At 62.2% G+C, this 16,147-nt stretch carries 14 protein-coding genes; 9 read left to right on the top strand and 5 right to left on the bottom strand.

Annotated features, from left to right (window positions below; translation table 11 throughout):
- The first annotated feature begins 5 nt into the window (after window positions 1-5).
- The 3 genes from BN1130_RS02230 to BN1130_RS02225 are packed head-to-tail and all read left to right on the top strand — an operon-like array spanning window position 6 to window position 2,166.
- On the top strand, window positions 6-935 hold the full coding sequence (locus BN1130_RS02230) for an ABC transporter ATP-binding protein (protein ID WP_042040105.1): 930 nt from the start codon (window positions 6-8) through the stop codon (window positions 933-935).
- Window positions 932-1,075, top strand: a complete 144-nt coding sequence (locus BN1130_RS22530) for a hypothetical protein (protein WP_198135213.1) — start codon at window positions 932-934, stop codon at window positions 1,073-1,075. The genes BN1130_RS02230 and BN1130_RS22530 overlap by 4 nt, the downstream gene beginning before the upstream one ends.
- Complete coding sequence (locus BN1130_RS02225) at window positions 1,072-2,166, top strand: ABC transporter permease (protein ID WP_042040008.1); 1,095 nt, start codon at window positions 1,072-1,074, stop codon at window positions 2,164-2,166. The genes BN1130_RS22530 and BN1130_RS02225 overlap by 4 nt, the downstream gene beginning before the upstream one ends.
- 40 nt (window positions 2,167-2,206) lie before the next feature.
- On the opposite strand, the gene BN1130_RS02220 is transcribed toward BN1130_RS02225, so the two are convergent.
- Window positions 2,207-3,361 carry a competence/damage-inducible protein A gene (locus BN1130_RS02220; RefSeq protein ID WP_042040007.1) on the bottom strand — a complete coding sequence of 385 codons (1,155 nt, stop codon included), beginning with the start codon at window positions 3,359-3,361 and terminating at the stop codon, window positions 2,207-2,209.
- A gap of 130 nt (window positions 3,362-3,491) precedes the next feature.
- On the bottom strand, window positions 3,492-4,730 hold the full coding sequence (locus BN1130_RS02215; protein WP_042040006.1) for a cyclic di-GMP phosphodiesterase: 1,239 nt from the start codon (window positions 4,728-4,730) through the stop codon (window positions 3,492-3,494).
- Between the two features lie 142 nt (window positions 4,731-4,872).
- Here BN1130_RS02215 and metA point away from each other — a divergent pair, with 142 nt between their 5' ends.
- Window positions 4,873-5,820, top strand: a complete 948-nt coding sequence (gene metA / locus BN1130_RS02210; RefSeq protein ID WP_042040005.1) for a homoserine O-acetyltransferase MetA — start codon at window positions 4,873-4,875, stop codon at window positions 5,818-5,820.
- 95 nt (window positions 5,821-5,915) lie between these two features.
- Here the strand turns inward: metA and BN1130_RS02205 are convergent, their stop codons facing one another.
- A complete protein-coding gene (locus tag BN1130_RS02205; RefSeq protein ID WP_042040004.1) occupies window positions 5,916-7,190 on the bottom strand; it encodes a cation:proton antiporter in 1,275 nt (424 codons plus the stop codon).
- Window positions 7,191-7,391: 201 nt separating this feature from the next.
- On the opposite strand from BN1130_RS02205, the gene metH reads away from it, so the two are divergent.
- Both metH and rimK read left to right on the top strand, forming a co-directional pair.
- The gene (gene metH, locus BN1130_RS02200) at window positions 7,392-11,063 is read left to right on the top strand and encodes a methionine synthase (RefSeq protein WP_042040003.1); all 3,672 of its coding nucleotides are present in this window, start codon (window positions 7,392-7,394) and stop codon (window positions 11,061-11,063) included.
- A gap of 214 nt (window positions 11,064-11,277) precedes the next feature.
- Complete coding sequence (gene rimK / locus BN1130_RS02195) at window positions 11,278-12,174, top strand: 30S ribosomal protein S6--L-glutamate ligase (protein ID WP_042040002.1); 897 nt, start codon at window positions 11,278-11,280, stop codon at window positions 12,172-12,174.
- A gap of 105 nt (window positions 12,175-12,279) precedes the next feature.
- Here rimK and BN1130_RS02190 read toward each other — a convergent pair whose 3' ends face one another.
- On the bottom strand, window positions 12,280-13,719 hold the full coding sequence (locus BN1130_RS02190) for a RimK family ATP-grasp domain-containing protein (protein ID WP_042040001.1): 1,440 nt from the start codon (window positions 13,717-13,719) through the stop codon (window positions 12,280-12,282).
- A 186-nt stretch (window positions 13,720-13,905) separates the two neighbouring features.
- Here BN1130_RS02190 and BN1130_RS02185 point away from each other — a divergent pair, with 186 nt between their 5' ends.
- Genes BN1130_RS02185 through BN1130_RS02175 form a run of 3 tightly spaced genes read left to right on the top strand, consistent with a single transcriptional unit; the run spans window position 13,906 to window position 15,445 of the window.
- Window positions 13,906-14,409, top strand: coding sequence for a GNAT family N-acetyltransferase (locus tag BN1130_RS02185; RefSeq protein ID WP_042040104.1), 504 nt, complete (start codon window positions 13,906-13,908; stop codon window positions 14,407-14,409).
- Complete coding sequence (locus BN1130_RS02180) at window positions 14,399-14,638, top strand: DUF3624 domain-containing protein (RefSeq protein WP_042040000.1); 240 nt, start codon at window positions 14,399-14,401, stop codon at window positions 14,636-14,638. Before BN1130_RS02185 ends, BN1130_RS02180 begins: the two co-directional genes overlap by 11 nt.
- Window positions 14,639-14,698: 60 nt before the next feature.
- Window positions 14,699-15,445, top strand: a complete 747-nt coding sequence (locus BN1130_RS02175; protein ID WP_042039999.1) for an SDR family oxidoreductase — start codon at window positions 14,699-14,701, stop codon at window positions 15,443-15,445.
- A gap of 105 nt (window positions 15,446-15,550) precedes the next feature.
- On the opposite strand, the gene BN1130_RS02170 is transcribed toward BN1130_RS02175, so the two are convergent.
- On the bottom strand, window positions 15,551-16,132 hold the full coding sequence (locus tag BN1130_RS02170; protein WP_042039998.1) for a hypothetical protein: 582 nt from the start codon (window positions 16,130-16,132) through the stop codon (window positions 15,551-15,553).
- Window positions 16,133-16,147: the final 15 nt, after the last annotated feature.

The following is a 16,147-nucleotide window of genomic DNA, read 5'->3' as shown; positions in this document are numbered from 1 at the left end:
CCGGCATTGGCGAGCCAGCGATCCTTGCCGAGGGGCTGACGAGGCGTTTCGGTGACATGGTCGCGGTCAAGGACTTGGCACTCTGCCTGCCCAGGGGGCAGATCCATGGCTTCCTCGGCCCCAACGGTTGTGGCAAATCCACCACCCTGCGCATGTTGACCGGCCTGCTCACCCCTTCTGCGGGGCGGGTGAGGGTGCTGGGGCTGGAGATCCCGAGGCAAGCCGAGGCGCTGCGCCAACGGATCGGTTATATGACGCAGAAGTTCTCCCTCTATGACGAGTTGACGGTGTGGGAGAACCTGGAGTTCATGGGGCGCATCCACGGCATGGCCCAGCCCGCCCTCAAGCTGCGTCAGCAAGAGCTGCTCAGCACCTATGAACTCACCCCCCTGGTCCGGCGGCGGGCGGGGGGGCTGAGCGGTGGCCAGAAGCAGCGTCTCGCCCTGGCCGCCGCCGTCATTCACAGGCCGGATCTGCTGTTGCTCGACGAGCCGACCTCGGCAGTGGATCCCCAGAACCGGCGCGATTTTTGGGAGAAGTTATTCGATATCAGCGAGGCGGGGACCAGTATTCTCGTGACCACCCACTACATGGATGAGGCGGAGCGCTGTCACCATCTGGCCATCATGGAGGCGGGCCAGGTACGGGCGCAAGGTTCACCCCAGGTGCTGATGGATGCCATGGCGACCCGAGTGGTGGAGGTGCAGGCGCCGGATTTACGCGCCCTCAAACAGCAGTTGCTCGCCCTGGGCATGGTGCGTTCGGCGGCCCAGCTCGGTCAGCGGCTACGAGTGCTGGTGGACAAGGAGCAGACAGACCCTGTGGCCTGGTTGCGTCAGGCTTGCCCCGCCCTGATGGGGGCCGAGCTGGTGCAGGTCAGGCCCAGCCTGGAGGATGTGTTCGTCAGCTGCACGGGCCAGGAGGTGAGGGCATGATCCGCTGGCTGCGGCTGTGGGCCATTACCCAGAAGGAGCTGCGTCAGCTGGCCCGGGACAGGCTCACCTTTGGCGCTTGGGCGGTGATGAGCCCCTGTTGCCTGAATATCACGGAAGTCACGACGAGGGTGAGGGCATGATCCGTTGGCTGCGGCTGTGGGCCATTACCCAGAAGGAGCTGCGTCAGCTGGCGCGGGACAGGCTCACCTTTGGTATGGTGGTGATGATCCCCCTGATCCAGCTGCTGCTGTTTGGCTATGCCATCAATACCGATGTGCGCCATATCCCGGTTGGTCTGCTCGACATGAGTCGCACGGCGGATGCCCGTCTGCTGGTGGAGGCGGTCAAGGCGACCCAGGTGGTCAGCATCGCGCGCCACTATGAGGGCGTCGACCAGGCGGAGTCGGCCCTGACCCGGGGGGAGGTGCGCGCCGTGCTGGTGTTGCCGGCGGATTTGCCGAGGCGGCTCGGTGAGGGGCGCCCCGTGGGGCAGTGGCTGGTCGATGGCTCGGATACCCTGATCGCCAGCGCCCTGCTTGGCCTGCGCAGCATGCCGCTCACCGAGCTGGACGCCCGCCTGACTCAACCTCCGGTCAGCCTGGAGACGGTGCTCTACTTCAACCCCTCGCGCCGTTCGGCCATCAACATAGTGCCGGGTCTGCTCGGGGTCATCCTCACCATGACCATGATCATGTTCACCTCGGCGGCCATAGTGCGCGAGCGGGAGCGGGGCAATCTGGAGCTGCTCATCACCACCCCGGTGACGGCGCTGGAACTGATGCTCGGCAAGATATTGCCCTACATCGGGGTAGGCCTTGTCCAGGTCGCCATCATATTGGGATTGGGCCACCTCATTTTTGCCGTGCCGATCAACGGGGCCCTGAGTCAGGTGCTGCTGGCCACCCTGCTGTTCATCGCCGCCAGCCTGACCCTGGGGCTGCTCATCTCGACCCTGGCTCAGACCCAGTTGCAGGCGATGCAGATGACGGTGTTCGTACTGCTGCCCTCCATCCTGTTGTCGGGTTTCATGTTTCCCTACGAGGGGATGCCGGTGCCCGCCCAGTGGGTCGCCGAATTGCTGCCCGCCACCCACTTCATGCGCATCATTCGCGGCATAGTGCTACGGGGGGGCGAGCTGGCATCGCTCTGGCAGGATGCCCTCTGGCTAGGGGGCTTCGCCGCCATAGTGCTGCTGCTGGCGGCCCATCGTTTCAAGAAGAGCCTGGATTGAGGTGGTGGAAGAGGACCCCGGATTGCCGGGGTCTGTGGCATCACTCGGGCAGACGCCGGGCGCTGCGGGGCAGGGTGGGATAATCGGCGATAACCGGCAGCGCTGCCTGCTGGCGGCGCAGCATGTCGAGGGCGGCGAAGGCGAGCAGGCGTCGGCCACTGGCGGGATCCGGGTGATTGACCCTGAGGGTCTGTCCCCAATGGCGGCCATCACGAGAGAGCAGCAGGGGCACCCCCTCGGGGCCGGCGCGGCCTATGGTGAGCGCCAGTCCCTGTGCTGGCCCCTCGAGCCGTGCCAGATCCTGGGGCAGATCCTGGCGGTAGCTGGCGCTCACCCCGACCCGATCCCGGCACAGGGCCAGCAGGGCCCCCTGACTGGCCCCTTCAATCAGTTGCAGGGGTTGGTGCTCGTCGAGGCTTGCCAGTATCTGCAACCAGGGAGCCTGATCCCCTCGCCCTACCAGCCAGGGCTGGATCGCCTGGATCAGCCGGGTCTCGGCGATCGCCATGTCTGCCGCACTCGCCCCGTGACCGATCAGCTTGAGCTCGATGAGCGGCATGGCGGAGCGGTAGCCGAGCTCGATCCCGGCGGGCCAGGGGGCGGCATCGAGCTGGTCGCTCAAGGCCGACTCCGAGATGCCGAAGCTGTAGAAGCGGCGCAGCTCGGTGTCCCGGGCACTTCCCGCACCGCGTAGCCGTGGCACTATCTGCTCGCGCACCATCTGCTTGAATTCGAAAGGCACCCCAGGGGTAAAGAAGAGTCGGCTCTGGCCATGGCTGACCAGGAAGCCGCAGGCGGTGCCGACCGGGTTATCGAGGATCTCGCTGCCCCCTGGCAACCAGGCCTGTTTGGCGTTGCTGGCAGGCATGGGGCGACCCCGGCTGGCATAGCGCGCCTTGATGACCTCGAGCCAGCCAGGGCAGAGCGTCAGCGGCGCGTCAAAGGCTTCGGCGGCGGCTTGCGCGGTCAGATCGTCGGCAGTGGGCCCCAAACCACCACAGACCAGCACCAGCTCGGCGCGGGCCGCGCATTCGCGCAGCAGGCTCACCAGGTCGGCCATGTTATCGCCCACCGTATGGCGGCGCCGCACCTGCCACCCCTGTTCGAGCAGCAGGGCGCTGAGCCAGGCGGCATTGGTGTCCACCACCAGGCCGGTCACTATCTCGTCCCCGGTGCTGATTATCTCTATGTGCATGACAGATTCCTGATGAGGCTGGTTGAACATGGGGGGCGGCCAGCTTGCCGTGTCGTCGGGACAGGGCGCCAGGCAGCATGGGATTGTAGCGGCCCCACGGGAAGATTATCCAGAGGATCCATCCCGGCCACTATTTCGGTTTGGGGTCGAAGTAGTAGCTGATGCGAGTGCGCGGGTTCAGGTATTCAAACACGGCGGGGGGGAGGCGCTTGGGGTGGATCACCTTGGCGATGGTGAGTCCGACCTGGCTCAGATCGATGATGGCCGCCTCCTGACGTGGAATGCCCGGGTCATAGAGCAGTACGCTCGGATAGAGCAGGCTGCTGCCCTTGATGGCGATGACCAAGCCAATCTGGCCATTGGATAGCTGTACCACGCTGCCCGGAGGATAGATGCCGAGCAGGCGGATCAGCAGGGCCAGATAGTCGGGGTTGAATTGGCCCTTGCGCTGCTTGTAGAGGCTGGAGAGGGCAGAGAAAGGCACCTTGGCATGGCGGTGGCAGAGATTGTCATATTCATTGATCAGGGAAACGAGCTGGGTCAGAGGATCGAGCTGGCTGGCCTTGAGTCCCAGGGGCCCGCTGCCATCCAGGTACTCGTGATGGTGCAGCACTATGCCCTTGGCCTCCTCGGGAAAGGATGGGGTCAGGTTGACAAGGCTGAGGCCATAGCGGCCATGTTGCGCCAGCAGGTTTTGCTCCGGCTTGGTCAGCGGCTCGCGTTTACGCACTATCTGGCTCGGGATCTTCAGCTTGCCGATGTCATGGAAGAGGGCGCCCATGCCGACCTGGCTTATCTGTTCAGCCCCCAGATTGCACTCCTTGGCCAGCATCATGCTCAACACGCTGACGTTGAGGGAGTGGTAGTAGAGCTGGTCGTCCACGTCACCCTCGGCCATCAGGTGCAGCACCAGATCGTCCGCCGCCAGCAGTTGCCTGGTGATGGCATCGATGAGCTCTTTCGCCTCGGTGATGGCATTGAGCGGACGGGCCTGCACCTTGCCCATCAGGCTGCGTACCTGGCTCAGGGAGTGCTGAAACTGCTTGTCGCACTGCTGTACGTCATGGCGGTATTGCTGCAACCGGGCGATGCGCTCCTCTTTATCCTGCTGCATCGCCTCTTGTTGGCTGCTCTGCTCTGACGCTGGGATCTCAACGGGGGCGACACTATCCGGAGGCAGAGGCGGGCTGTCGCTCTTGTCGGGGAACAGGGTGACCTGTTGCAAGCCGAGGCGACGGATCAGTGCTATCTCTTCCTCACTCTTTATCTTGAAGCTGGAAAACAGGAAAGGGTGCTCACGCCAGCCCAGAGGCAGGGAGACATAGTTGCCGACTTGCAGCCTGTCTACTGAAATGGTGATGCCAGCCATGATGCTCGGAATGAGGGGCGCTTGAGCCGTATGCTAGTCAATGGCAGGGGTGAACACAAAGGTATCTGATGACAGCTCGGGTGCTTTATTATAGGCTTCTAGATGTCCAGACATTCTTACCGATGCAGTACAGGGAGTCAGCATGCCCATCAAGATCCCGGATCAGTTGCCCGCCGCCGAAGTATTGGGGCAGGAGAACATCTTCGTCATGACGGAATCCCGGGCCGTCACCCAGAACATACGCCCGCTGCGGGTGCTTATTCTCAATCTGATGCCCAAGAAGATAGAGACGGAGATCCAGCTGATGCGGATGCTCTCCAACTCGCCCTTGCAGGTAGACGTCGATCTGCTGCGCATAGACGATCGGGAGTCGAAGAACACGCCCCAGGCGCATCTGGAAAACTTCTATCACGATTTTGAGCAGGTGCGTGGCAACAACTACGACGGCATGATCATCACCGGGGCCCCCCTGGGGCGGGTGGAGTTTGAAGAGGTCATCTACTGGGACAAGGTGGTCGAGATCATCGAGTGGTCCCACGAACATGTTACCTCCACCCTCTTCCTGTGCTGGGCCGTGCAGGCGGCGCTCAAGGCGCTCTATGGCATGGACAAGCAGACCCATGGCGAGAAGCTGTCCGGCATCTATCGCCACCACCGGCTGGATGAGAACGAGCCGCTGCTGCGCGGCTTTGATGACGACTTCGTGGCGCCCCACTCCCGTTATGCCGCCTTCGATGGCGATCTCATCCGCGCCCATACCGACCTGCAGATCTTCGCCGAGTCCGAGGAGGCTGGCGTCTATCTCGCCGCGACCAAGGATTGCCGCCAGGTGTTCGTCACCGGCCACCCCGAATATGACGTGCTGACCCTGGATGGGGAGTACAAACGGGATCTCGAGGCGGGACTCGAGCCCATGGTGCCGGTCAACTACTACCCCGACAATGACCCGGCCAAGCCGCCGCGCGCCAGCTGGCGCAGCCATGGTCACCTGCTGTTTGCCAACTGGCTCAACTACTACGTCTACCAGCTCACCAGTTATCGCCTGGAAGATATCGGCAAGGTGTTCACCTACGAGAAGCCCCGCAACTGAGGGTGACTTGCCGTCTCTCCCCCATGAAAAAGCCGCTCAATGAGCGGCTTTTTTGGCCTTGCAGGGCGGTCTGAGTGCAACCTTTATCAGTCAGCTCAGTAATCGCCGTGGGCCCGCTTGGCTTTTTCGATCATGGGGGTGATGGTCATCCCCTGGATCACGATGGAGAACATGACCACGGCATAGGTCATGATCAGTATCACTTCGCGCAAGTCCACCCCTGAGGGGAGCATCATGGTGTCGGTTGGCAATGCCAGCGCCATCGCCATGGCCAGGCCGCCCCGCAGGCCGCCCCAGGTCAGGATGCGGATGGAGAAGGTGTTGTAGCTGCGGAACTTGCGAAACGCCACATAGGGCAGGGAGACGCTGATGAAACGCGCCGCCAGGCAGAGTGGAATGGCGATGATGGGCAACAGCCAGAACTCCCAGCCGATATCGAGCAACACTATCGCCAGACCGATCAGCAGGAACAGCAAGGCATTGAGGAACTGATCCATCAACTCCCAGAAGTGATCCAGATAGTGCTTGCTCTGTTCGGAGAAGCCGGTGTGACGAGTCCAGTTGCCGATCATGATACCGGTGACCACCATGGCCAGGGCACCGGAGACACCCATGATGTTGGCCAGGGCAAAACCGGCAGTCGGGATGCAGAGGGTGAGCAACAGTTCGAGGGAACCATCATCGGTGGCGCTGATCATGACGTGGGCCAACAGGCCAAGCAGCAGACCGAACAGTATGCCGCCGACGGCCTCATGCATGAAGACGGAAGCCACCCCCGAGAAGGTGGGCTCGCTGCCGCCAAAGGCCACGGCAAAGACGGTGACGAAGATCACCAGACCCACACCGTCGTTGAACAGGGATTCCCCTTCGATCTGGATGGCGATCTGGGGTGGCGCCTTGAGCTTCTTGACGATGGCCAGCACGGCGATAGGGTCGGTGGGGGAGATGAGTGCCCCGAACAACATGCAGTAGATGAAAGGAATTTCCCAGCCCAGCAGCGCCGAGATGCCCCAGAAGCCGTAGCCGATGAGGAAGGTCGACAGCAGGGTGGAGAAGAGGGCGAGAATGGTGATTTCCCACTTCTGATCCCGCAGTGCTGGCAGGTTGATCCCTATCCCGCCTGCAAACAGCAGGAAGCCCAGTATCCCCTTGAGCAGGAAGTCCTGGAAGTTGATGCTCTCCATGGTGGAGACGGCAAGGGGTTCCAGATTGAACCAACCCAGCTTGCCGAACATGACCATCAACAAGGAGATCAGCATGGAGCCCGCCGTGATGGCGATGGTGGTCTGGATTTTGAGGACATATTGGTTGGCGAAGGCGATAAGAATCGCCAATGCTGCCAAGAAGCAGAGAGTGTAGTAGACGCTCATAGTTATTTTTCTCGTTGGAGTTACAGCAAGCACGAGTCCCTATAGGACGGGCATAGGGTACTCTGTGGTGATAGTTTACTCACTACCTACTTTTGGGTATCGAGACGAAAGTTTTAGACAGATAGACGGCTAGATTTCCATTTTTTTCCTTTGCTGTTAGGATGAAGCCACGCAGTTGCATGGATGTAAGAGGGAAGAGCGGTGTCGATAAATAACAAGAGTCTACAGGCCTGTCTGGCGCAGAGGATCCTGATCATAGATGGCGCCATGGGTACCATGATCCAGGGCTACAAGCTGGGAGAAGCGGATTACCGGGGCGAGCGCTTCGCCGACTGGCATACCGACATCAAGGGCAATAATGACCTGTTGGTGCTCAGCCAGCCCGGGATCATTCGTGAGATCCACGATCAATATTGCGCCGCCGGGGCCGACATCCTCGAGACCAACACCTTCAACGCCACCCCCATCGCCATGGCCGACTACGAGATGGAAGCCCTCTCGGCGGAGATCAACCTGGAAGCGGCCCGTCTGGCCCGCGCCGTCGCCGATGAGTGGACGGCCAAGGACCCGACCAAGCCGCGCTTCGTGGCGGGAGTGCTGGGCCCCACCAACCGCACCGCCTCCATCTCGCCGGACGTCAACGATCCGGGCAAGCGCAATGTCACCTATGACCAGCTGGTGACCGCCTACACCGAATCGACCCACGCCCTGATCGAGGGGGGCGCCGACATCATTCTGATCGAGACCATCTTCGACACCCTCAACGCCAAGGCGGCCGCCTTCGCGGTGGAAGGGGTGTTCGAAGAGCTGGGCTATGCCCTGCCGGTGATGATCTCCGGCACCATCACCGATGCCTCCGGCCGCACCCTCTCCGGCCAGACCACCGAAGCCTTCTATCATTCGCTTCGCCATGTCAAACCGCTGTCGTTTGGCCTCAACTGCGCGCTCGGCCCGGACGAGTTGCGGGAATATGTGGCTGAGCTGTCGCGGATCAGCGAGAGCCATGTCAGCGCCCACCCCAACGCCGGTCTGCCCAATGCCTTCGGCGAGTACGATCTGGATGCCGATGAGATGGCGGCCCATATCCGCGAGTGGGCCCAGAGCGGCTTCCTCAATCTGGTGGGGGGCTGCTGTGGCACCACCCCGACCCACATTCGCGCCATGAGCGAGGCGGTGGCGGGCATCAAGCCGCGCGCCCTGCCCGAACTGCCGGTGGCCTGCCGTCTGTCGGGGCTGGAGCCGCTGATCATCACCGCGGAGTCCATGTTCGTGAACGTGGGGGAGCGCACCAACGTCACCGGGTCGGCCAAGTTCAAGCGACTGATTAAAGAGGGGCTCTACGACGAGGCCCTCGATGTGGCCAAGCAGCAGGTCATGAGCGGCGCCCAGATCATCGACATCAACATGGACGAGGGGATGCTGGACGCCGAGGCGGCCATGGTGCGCTTCCTCAACCTCATCGCCGGCGAGCCGGACATCGCCCGGGTGCCGGTGATGATCGACTCCTCCAAGTGGGAGGTGCTGGAGGCGGGGCTCAAGTGCGTGCAGGGCAAGCCGGTGGTCAACTCCATCTCCATGAAGGAGGGGGAGGAGAAGTTCATCGAGCAGGCCAAGCTGCTGCGTCGCTACGGCGCCGCCGTCATCGTCATGGCGTTCGACGAGCAGGGTCAGGCCGATACCCGGGCCCGCAAGTTCGAGATCTGCCAGCGCGCCTACCGGGTGCTGGTGGACAAGGTCGGCTTCCCGCCGGAAGACATCATCTTCGATCCCAACATCTTCGCCATCGCCACCGGCATCGACGAGCACAACAACTACGCGGTGGACTTCATCGAGGCGGTGAAGGACATCAAGGATAATTTGCCCCACGCCATGATCTCCGGCGGCGTCTCCAACGTCTCCTTCTCGTTTAGGGGCAACGAGCCGGTGCGGGAAGCCATCCACGCGGTCTTCCTCTACCACGCCATCCAGAACGGCATGGACATGGGCATCGTCAACGCCGGTCAGCTCGCCATCTATGAAGACATTCCGGCGGAGTTGAAAGAGAAAGTGATCGCCGTGGTGCTCAACCTCAACGACAACGCCACCGAGGATCTGCTGGCCATCGCCGAGAAGTATCGCGGCGCCGGCGCCCAGGCCGAGGATCCCCGGGATCAGGAGTGGCGCAGCTGGCCGGTGGGCAAGCGGCTGGAGCACGCCTTGGTCAAGGGGATCACCGACTTCATCGAAGAGGATACCGAAGAGGCGCGGGCCGGGGCCGAGAAGCCGCTACACGTGATCGAAGGGCCGCTGATGGATGGCATGAACGTGGTCGGCGACCTGTTTGGCGCGGGCAAGATGTTCCTGCCCCAGGTGGTCAAATCTGCCCGGGTGATGAAGCGGGCGGTCGCCTACCTGCAACCCTATATAGAGGCGGAAAAGTCGGGAGGGTCGAGCAACGGCAAGATAGTGATGGCCACCGTCAAAGGGGACGTGCACGACATCGGCAAGAACATCGTCGGGGTGGTGCTCCAATGCAACAACTACGAAATCGTCGATCTCGGGGTCATGGTCTCCTGCGAGAAGATCCTCAAAACTGCCCGGGAAGTGAATGCCGACATGATCGGATTGTCCGGCCTCATCACCCCTTCCCTCGACGAGATGGTGCACGTGGCCAAGGAGATGGAGCGTCAGGGCTTCAAGCTGCCGCTGCTGATCGGCGGTGCCACCACCTCCAAGGCCCACACAGCAGTCAAGATAGAGCAGAACTACTCCGAGCCCGTGGTCTATGTGTCGAACGCCTCCCGGGCGGTCGGGGTGGCCCAGAGTCTGCTCAACCCCGAGCTCAAACCCGCCTTCGTCGCCCGCATCGACAAGGAGTACGAAATCGCCCGGGAGCAACATGCCCGCAAGCAGCCGAGATCCAAGCCGGTCAGCCTGGCCCACGCCCGCGCCAACCGCCAGCAGCTGGACTGGGTGAACTATCAGCCCCCCGCCCCCCGCGAGCCTGGGGTACAAAAATTCGAGAACATTGCCATCTCGGTGCTGCGCCCCTACATCGACTGGACGCCGTTTTTCCTGAGCTGGGAGCTGGCGGGCAAGTATCCCCGCATCCTGGAAGATGAGGTGATAGGCGAGGAGGCGACCAAGCTGTTCGCCGAGGCCAACGCCATGCTGGATCTGCTCGAGCGTGATCAGAGCGTGCGCTGCGCCGGCATCATAGGGCTGTTCCCGGCCAACCGGGTCGGCGACAGCATCGAGGTCTATAGCGACGAGTCACGCAGCGAGGTGCGCAAGGTGCTGCATCACCTGCGTCAGCAGAGCGAGAAGCAGGGCTTCCCCAACTACTGCCTGGCGGACTATGTGGCACCCAAGGAGAGCGGCAAACCGGACTGGATCGGTGCCTTCGCGGTGACCGGCGGCATAGGGGAAGAGGCCATCGCCAACGCCTACAAGGCGCAGCATGATGATTTCAATGCCATTCTGGTGCAGGCGGTGTGTGACCGCCTGGCCGAAGCCTTTGCCGAATACCTGCACGAGCAGGTGCGCAAAGTGCATTGGGGTTATGCCGCGGACGAGGCGCTCAGCAAGGAGGATCTCATTCGTGAGAACTATCAGGGCATACGGCCAGCCCCTGGCTATCCGGCCTGCCCCGAGCATACCGAGAAGGGCAGCATCTGGGAGCTGCTGGATGTAGAGCAGGCGATCGGCATGCAGCTGACCGAATCCTACGCCATGTGGCCGGGTGCCGCGGTATCGGGCTGGTACTTCTCCCACCCGCAAGCCAAGTACTTCGCGGTGGCGCAGATCCAGCAAGATCAGGTCGAGGATTATGCCATGCGCAAGGGCATGAGCCTGGCCGAGGCCGAGCGCTGGCTGGGACCCAACCTGGGGTGAGGCGCGGTTCGGCCCGACTGGCCATAGGCCCATGACAACGGCGGCCCCACTCTGGGGCCGCCGTTTTACATCTGGATGACAGAGACCGAGTTTTTGCACTTTTTGTGTGGATTGTCTTGTTGTCAGGATAAACGATTGGCGTTGTCATAGGGCTGTGGCACCTTATACTCTCCCGCCCTATCCTGCCCAGGCACTGCCTCCTAGCGGAACTTTCATGAAGATTGCTATTTTATCCCGTGAGCCTAGAAACTACTCCACTCGCCGTCTGGTCGAGGTGGCTCGTGCCCGTGGTCATGAGGTCGAGGTGCTCGACACCCTGCGCTGCTACATGAATATCGCTTCTCATAATCCCTCCATCCATTATGAAGGGGTGGAGCTTGGCAATTACGATGCGGTGATCCCGCGCATTGGTGCCAGCATCACCTTCTACGGCACCGCAGTGCTGCGCCAGTTCGAGATGATGAGCACCATGGCCCTCAACAGCTCGGTGGCCATCTCCCGCTCCCGGGATAAATTGCGTGCCATGCAACTGTTGTCGCGCCACGGCATCGGCCTGCCGGTGACAGGTTATGCCCACAGCACTCATGATGTCCCGGATCTCATCAAGATGGTGGGGGGCGCCCCCCTGGTAGTGAAGCTGCTGGAGGGTACCCAAGGGATAGGGGTGGTGCTGTGCGAGACCCAAAAGGCCGCCGAGAGCGTGATCGAAGCCTTCATCCAGACCAATAACAATATTCTGGTGCAGGAGTTTATCCGCGAGGCCGATGGGGCCGACATTCGCTGCCTGGTGGTCAATGGCAAGGTGGTGGCCGCCATGCGTCGTCAGGCGCAGCCGGGGGAGTTTCGCTCCAACCTGCATCGCGGCGGCACGGCCGAGGCCATCAAGATCACCCCGGAAGAGCGGGCGACGGCGGTGCAGGCCGCCAAGATCATGGGACTGGACGTGGCCGGTGTCGACATTCTGCGCAGCGCCCGCGGCCCGCTGGTGCTGGAGGTGAACTCCTCCCCCGGCCTGCAAGGGGTGGAAGCGGCCTCCGGCAAGGATGTGGCGGGCAAGATCATCGAGTATCTGGAGCTCAAGGCGAGTCGCAAACACAAGCCGGCGGAGTAAGTGCCCCAGCTGACACCTGCAATGGGTCAGCGGGACTGAATAGCAGAGGGGAGCCAGGGCTCCCCTCTGCCATATACGGCTCAAGGCCATGGCGCCAGGGTGGGCTCATGTCAGGGCCTGCTGCCCCCGGTTTTCAAGGCGCTCGCGAAATGCCAGGGCCAGCCTATCGTAGAGATCCGGCGCCTCTTTATCCTCGATGTCGCCGCGGATCCAGGGGTTGTCGATGATCTCGAGCAACACACAGCCCTGCCCCTGTTGACGCAGATCCACGCCAAACAGGCCGTTGCCGAGCTGATGCACGGCCCGGCGCGCCATCTGCAATACCCGCTCCGGCACCTCGTTCATCGCTATCGCCTCGATCCGGCTCATGTCGAGGGGGTGCTTGCGGCGGCGGATTCGGTTGCCGGGTTCGGGACGGTAGCGGCGGCAGGCAAACAGGGGGGAGCCGTCGAGAAAGCCGATGCGCCAGTCAAACTCGGCCGGGATCCGGCTCTGCACCAGCAGCAGGGCGGAGCGGCTCAAGCCCTCCTCCAGCAGACGGGCGAGCTGCGGCTCGTCACTGGCCATGGCCAGATCCCGTCCCTGAGCGCCATCCGGGATCTTCACCATCAAAGGCAGGCCGAGCCGCTGCACCAGCTCCTCGACCTGATGGCGACCGCGCCGGGTGACCACCATGGTCGGGGGCATGGCCACGCCGCTGCGCACCATCAATTCATAGAGATAGAGCTTGTTGCTGCAGGCGAGAATGGCGCGGGAGCTGTCGATGACCGGCATCTTGAGCTGCTCGGCACGACGGGCAAACTCGAAGGTATAGTGGCCGACGGCGGTTTCGGATCTCAGCCAGAGGTTGTCGAATTCAGGCAGTCGCTCGATGGCATTAGGGGCCAGGATCTCGGCGTGGATCCCCTGCACGGCAGCGGCCCGGATGAAGCGAGCCAGGGCGAGTTCATCGCTGCTGGCGCGACCATCGCCAGGATCGGCCAAGATGGCGAGCTGGTAGCGCGGTGTGCTGGGTTCGGCCCGATCGCCGACCAGGGATTGGACATGACTCAACATCAGGGCGCGCTCCCCCTCGCCAAGGGCGAGGGGTGACAGGCTCTGCTGCTGGCGCACCGACCAGCCGTGGCGGCCGCGTTTCAGGGTCAGCTCCTGGAGCGGCAGCTGGCTCAGGCCATAGTAGTAGCGAGCCAGCCCCGCCAGCGCCTCTTGCTCGCATTGTCCGAAGATGGCGCGCACCCGGATCCTGTCTTCATTCTGCTGGGCCAGCCAGCCTTGCAGCTTGCGCCACAGCTTGGCGGGGGGCTGCTGGGGTTGCAGCACACTGATGGCCTGCAGCCCGGGCAGACAGTGGTGGCCACGGGCCTGGGCCAGCAGTGAGCAATAGTAGCCAGCGCTCAGGTGATCCAGGCTGCGGCAGAGGTTGATGATGCGACCGCGTCCCCCGGTAGTGGGCAGGCCATGTTGCAGATAGGAACGGGCAGTCAGCAGATAATCGCCGTGACAGGGCCAGTCCCCCGGCTCCTCGACGATGACATAGGTACTCATATTTTCGGCTCCAGGGATCGGACTGCCGGTATGGCAGTATCCCCGGTGGGCTTCGATGCACCGACAGCACGACCATGGCGCGAGGGGGGACAAGAGGTTAGAGTGCCTAATATGACGCTTTGGTAACTTGTGATACAAGTCGCATTTCTGGTGCTGAAGATAAATAACTCAAACGAGGACTTCCCTGTGTTGACCCTGCGCGCCGCCCTTCCCGATGATCTGGGCGCCATCGTAAAACTGGAGCGTTACTGCTTCCCACCCGAGGTCGCCTTTGGCCGCAATCGCTGGCACTATCTGCTCGGTCATGCCAAGGGGCGCACCCTGCTGCTGCACGATACCAAGGGCCAGCTGATGGGCTATCTCTGCCTGCTGGAACACAAAGGCTGGGATCGACTGGTGATCCAGACCCTGGCCATTCATTGGCGGATGCGGCGCCAGGGCTGGGCCCGTCGTCTGCTTGAGCAGGTGATCGCCAAAGGCAAGGCCCAGGGATGGGGGGCCATCCGGCTCGAAGTGGCCGATGGCAACGATGAGGCGCTGCCTCTCTATCAGCGGCTCGGCTTCAAGGCCCAGCAACGACTGCCCGATTATTACGGCCGGGATCAGCATGCCCATCGACTGGTGCTGCGACTGCGTGAACCCAAAAGGGCGGGCGCTGTCGCCATCCCGGATTATCTCCGTGAGCTGTGAGGCCTGTCTCGCGACTGCGATCCGCGCCAAGCTGGGCCGTTGCCCGGTCTGCGCCATCCAGACCCTGGTCATCGGCCTGATGGGGTGGGCCGCCTGGTGGTGGCTGGGGGCAGACCGCTCGGTTCATGCCTTGACGGCCCTGCTGTTCGGACTCGCCGGTTCGTTGCTGTTTGCGCTGCACCTGCTGGTTTTTATCTGGCGCAAGGTCGGGGGACGCGAGCTCGACTGACACATCTCAAGAGATGAGAATCTTCGATAACCGATTTGAATAGCAGCCAAGGAGGCTCAGATGATTGCAATGGTAACGGGCGCCTCGTCCGGTTTTGGTGAGGCGATCAGCCGCGCGCTGGTACAGGCGGGTCACAAGGTGATTGGCACAGGACGGCGTGCCGAGCGTCTGGCAGCCCTGGCCGATGAGCTGGGTGACAGCTTTCTGCCGCTGGTGTTTGACGTGCAGGACAAGGCGGCCACCCGCGCCGCCCTCGAGGGATTGCCCGCAAGCTGGAGCGAGGTGGATCTGCTGGTCAACAATGCCGGTCTGGCCCTGGGACTGGCACCGGCCCACCAATCGGATCTTGATGATTGGGAGCAGATGATAGCCACCAACATCAGTGGCCTGACTCTGGTCACCCGGCTCCTGCTGCCGGGCATGGTGGCGCGCAACCGCGGCCATGTGATCAATATCGGCTCCATCGCGGGCACCTACCCCTATCCGGGCGGCAACGTCTATGGCGCCACCAAGGCGTTCGTGAAGCAGTTCAGCCTGAATCTGCGTGCCGATCTGGCTGGCTCGGCGGTGCGGGTCACCAATGTGGAGCCCGGCCTGTGCGGCGGCACCGAGTTCTCCAACGTGCGCTTCCATGGTGACGATGCCAAGGCGGCGACCGTCTACCAGGGGGTGCAGGCTATCTTGCCAGAAGACATCGCCAATACGGTGCTCTGGATCGGCGAGCAGCCCGCCCACGTCAATATCAACAGCATCGAGATCATGCCGGTGGCCCAGACCTTCGGCCCCCTGCACATCAGCCGTGGCTGAAGGGTCACAGGTATTGCGTTGACCAAACAAGAAGAGGCACCCCAGGGTGCCTCTTCTGTTATGCGGACTGATGTTGACGGGCGATGGGAAGCGCTCGCCCGGGGGTTATTTCTGGGCTGGCGCTATGCTGATCCCCACCGCCTGGGTCTGAATTGCCTTGATCTGATCGCCTTTTGCCATCAGGGCAAACTGATCCGGGTTCTGGACCTTCACGACGACGGTGTGATCCACACCTTTAACGGTGACCGTTTGCTGCTGTTTGTCGAGAGCGATGATGTCCCCATAGAGGGTGACCTTGGCGCCAACGCCCGCCTCTGGGGTCTGACCCGCGGCGGCTTTATCCGCAGCCACTTCCACGATGCGCTTTCTCACCCCGGCGGTGCCTTTGAGCAGCTCCAGATCCAGCATCTGCAGGTACTCCAGCGTGATAGTGTCACCGACTTTGAGGCTCTGCAGGTTGGTGACCTTGTCACCGGCCACTATGTCGAACAGATCCCCTGCGGCATTCTTCAGGCTGACCTTGCGGCTTGCCATGTCGATGGCGGTGACGGTCGCTGAGGCGGTCATGACCTCCATCAAGTTGGCCTTACCTGGCGCGCTCAATACTTCGGCAGTGAGCTCGGTTGCCTGGGCCAGGCCGGTCGAGAGGGTGAAGAGGGCGGCAATCCATGCATGCTTCAATTTCATTTTTAACACCTCATA

Origin of the sequence: Aeromonas rivuli (assembly GCF_000820045.1) — a bacterium.
Classification (GTDB): domain Bacteria; phylum Pseudomonadota; class Gammaproteobacteria; order Enterobacterales; family Aeromonadaceae; genus Aeromonas; species Aeromonas rivuli.
This window is presented reverse-complemented; position numbering and strand designations above follow the sequence as displayed.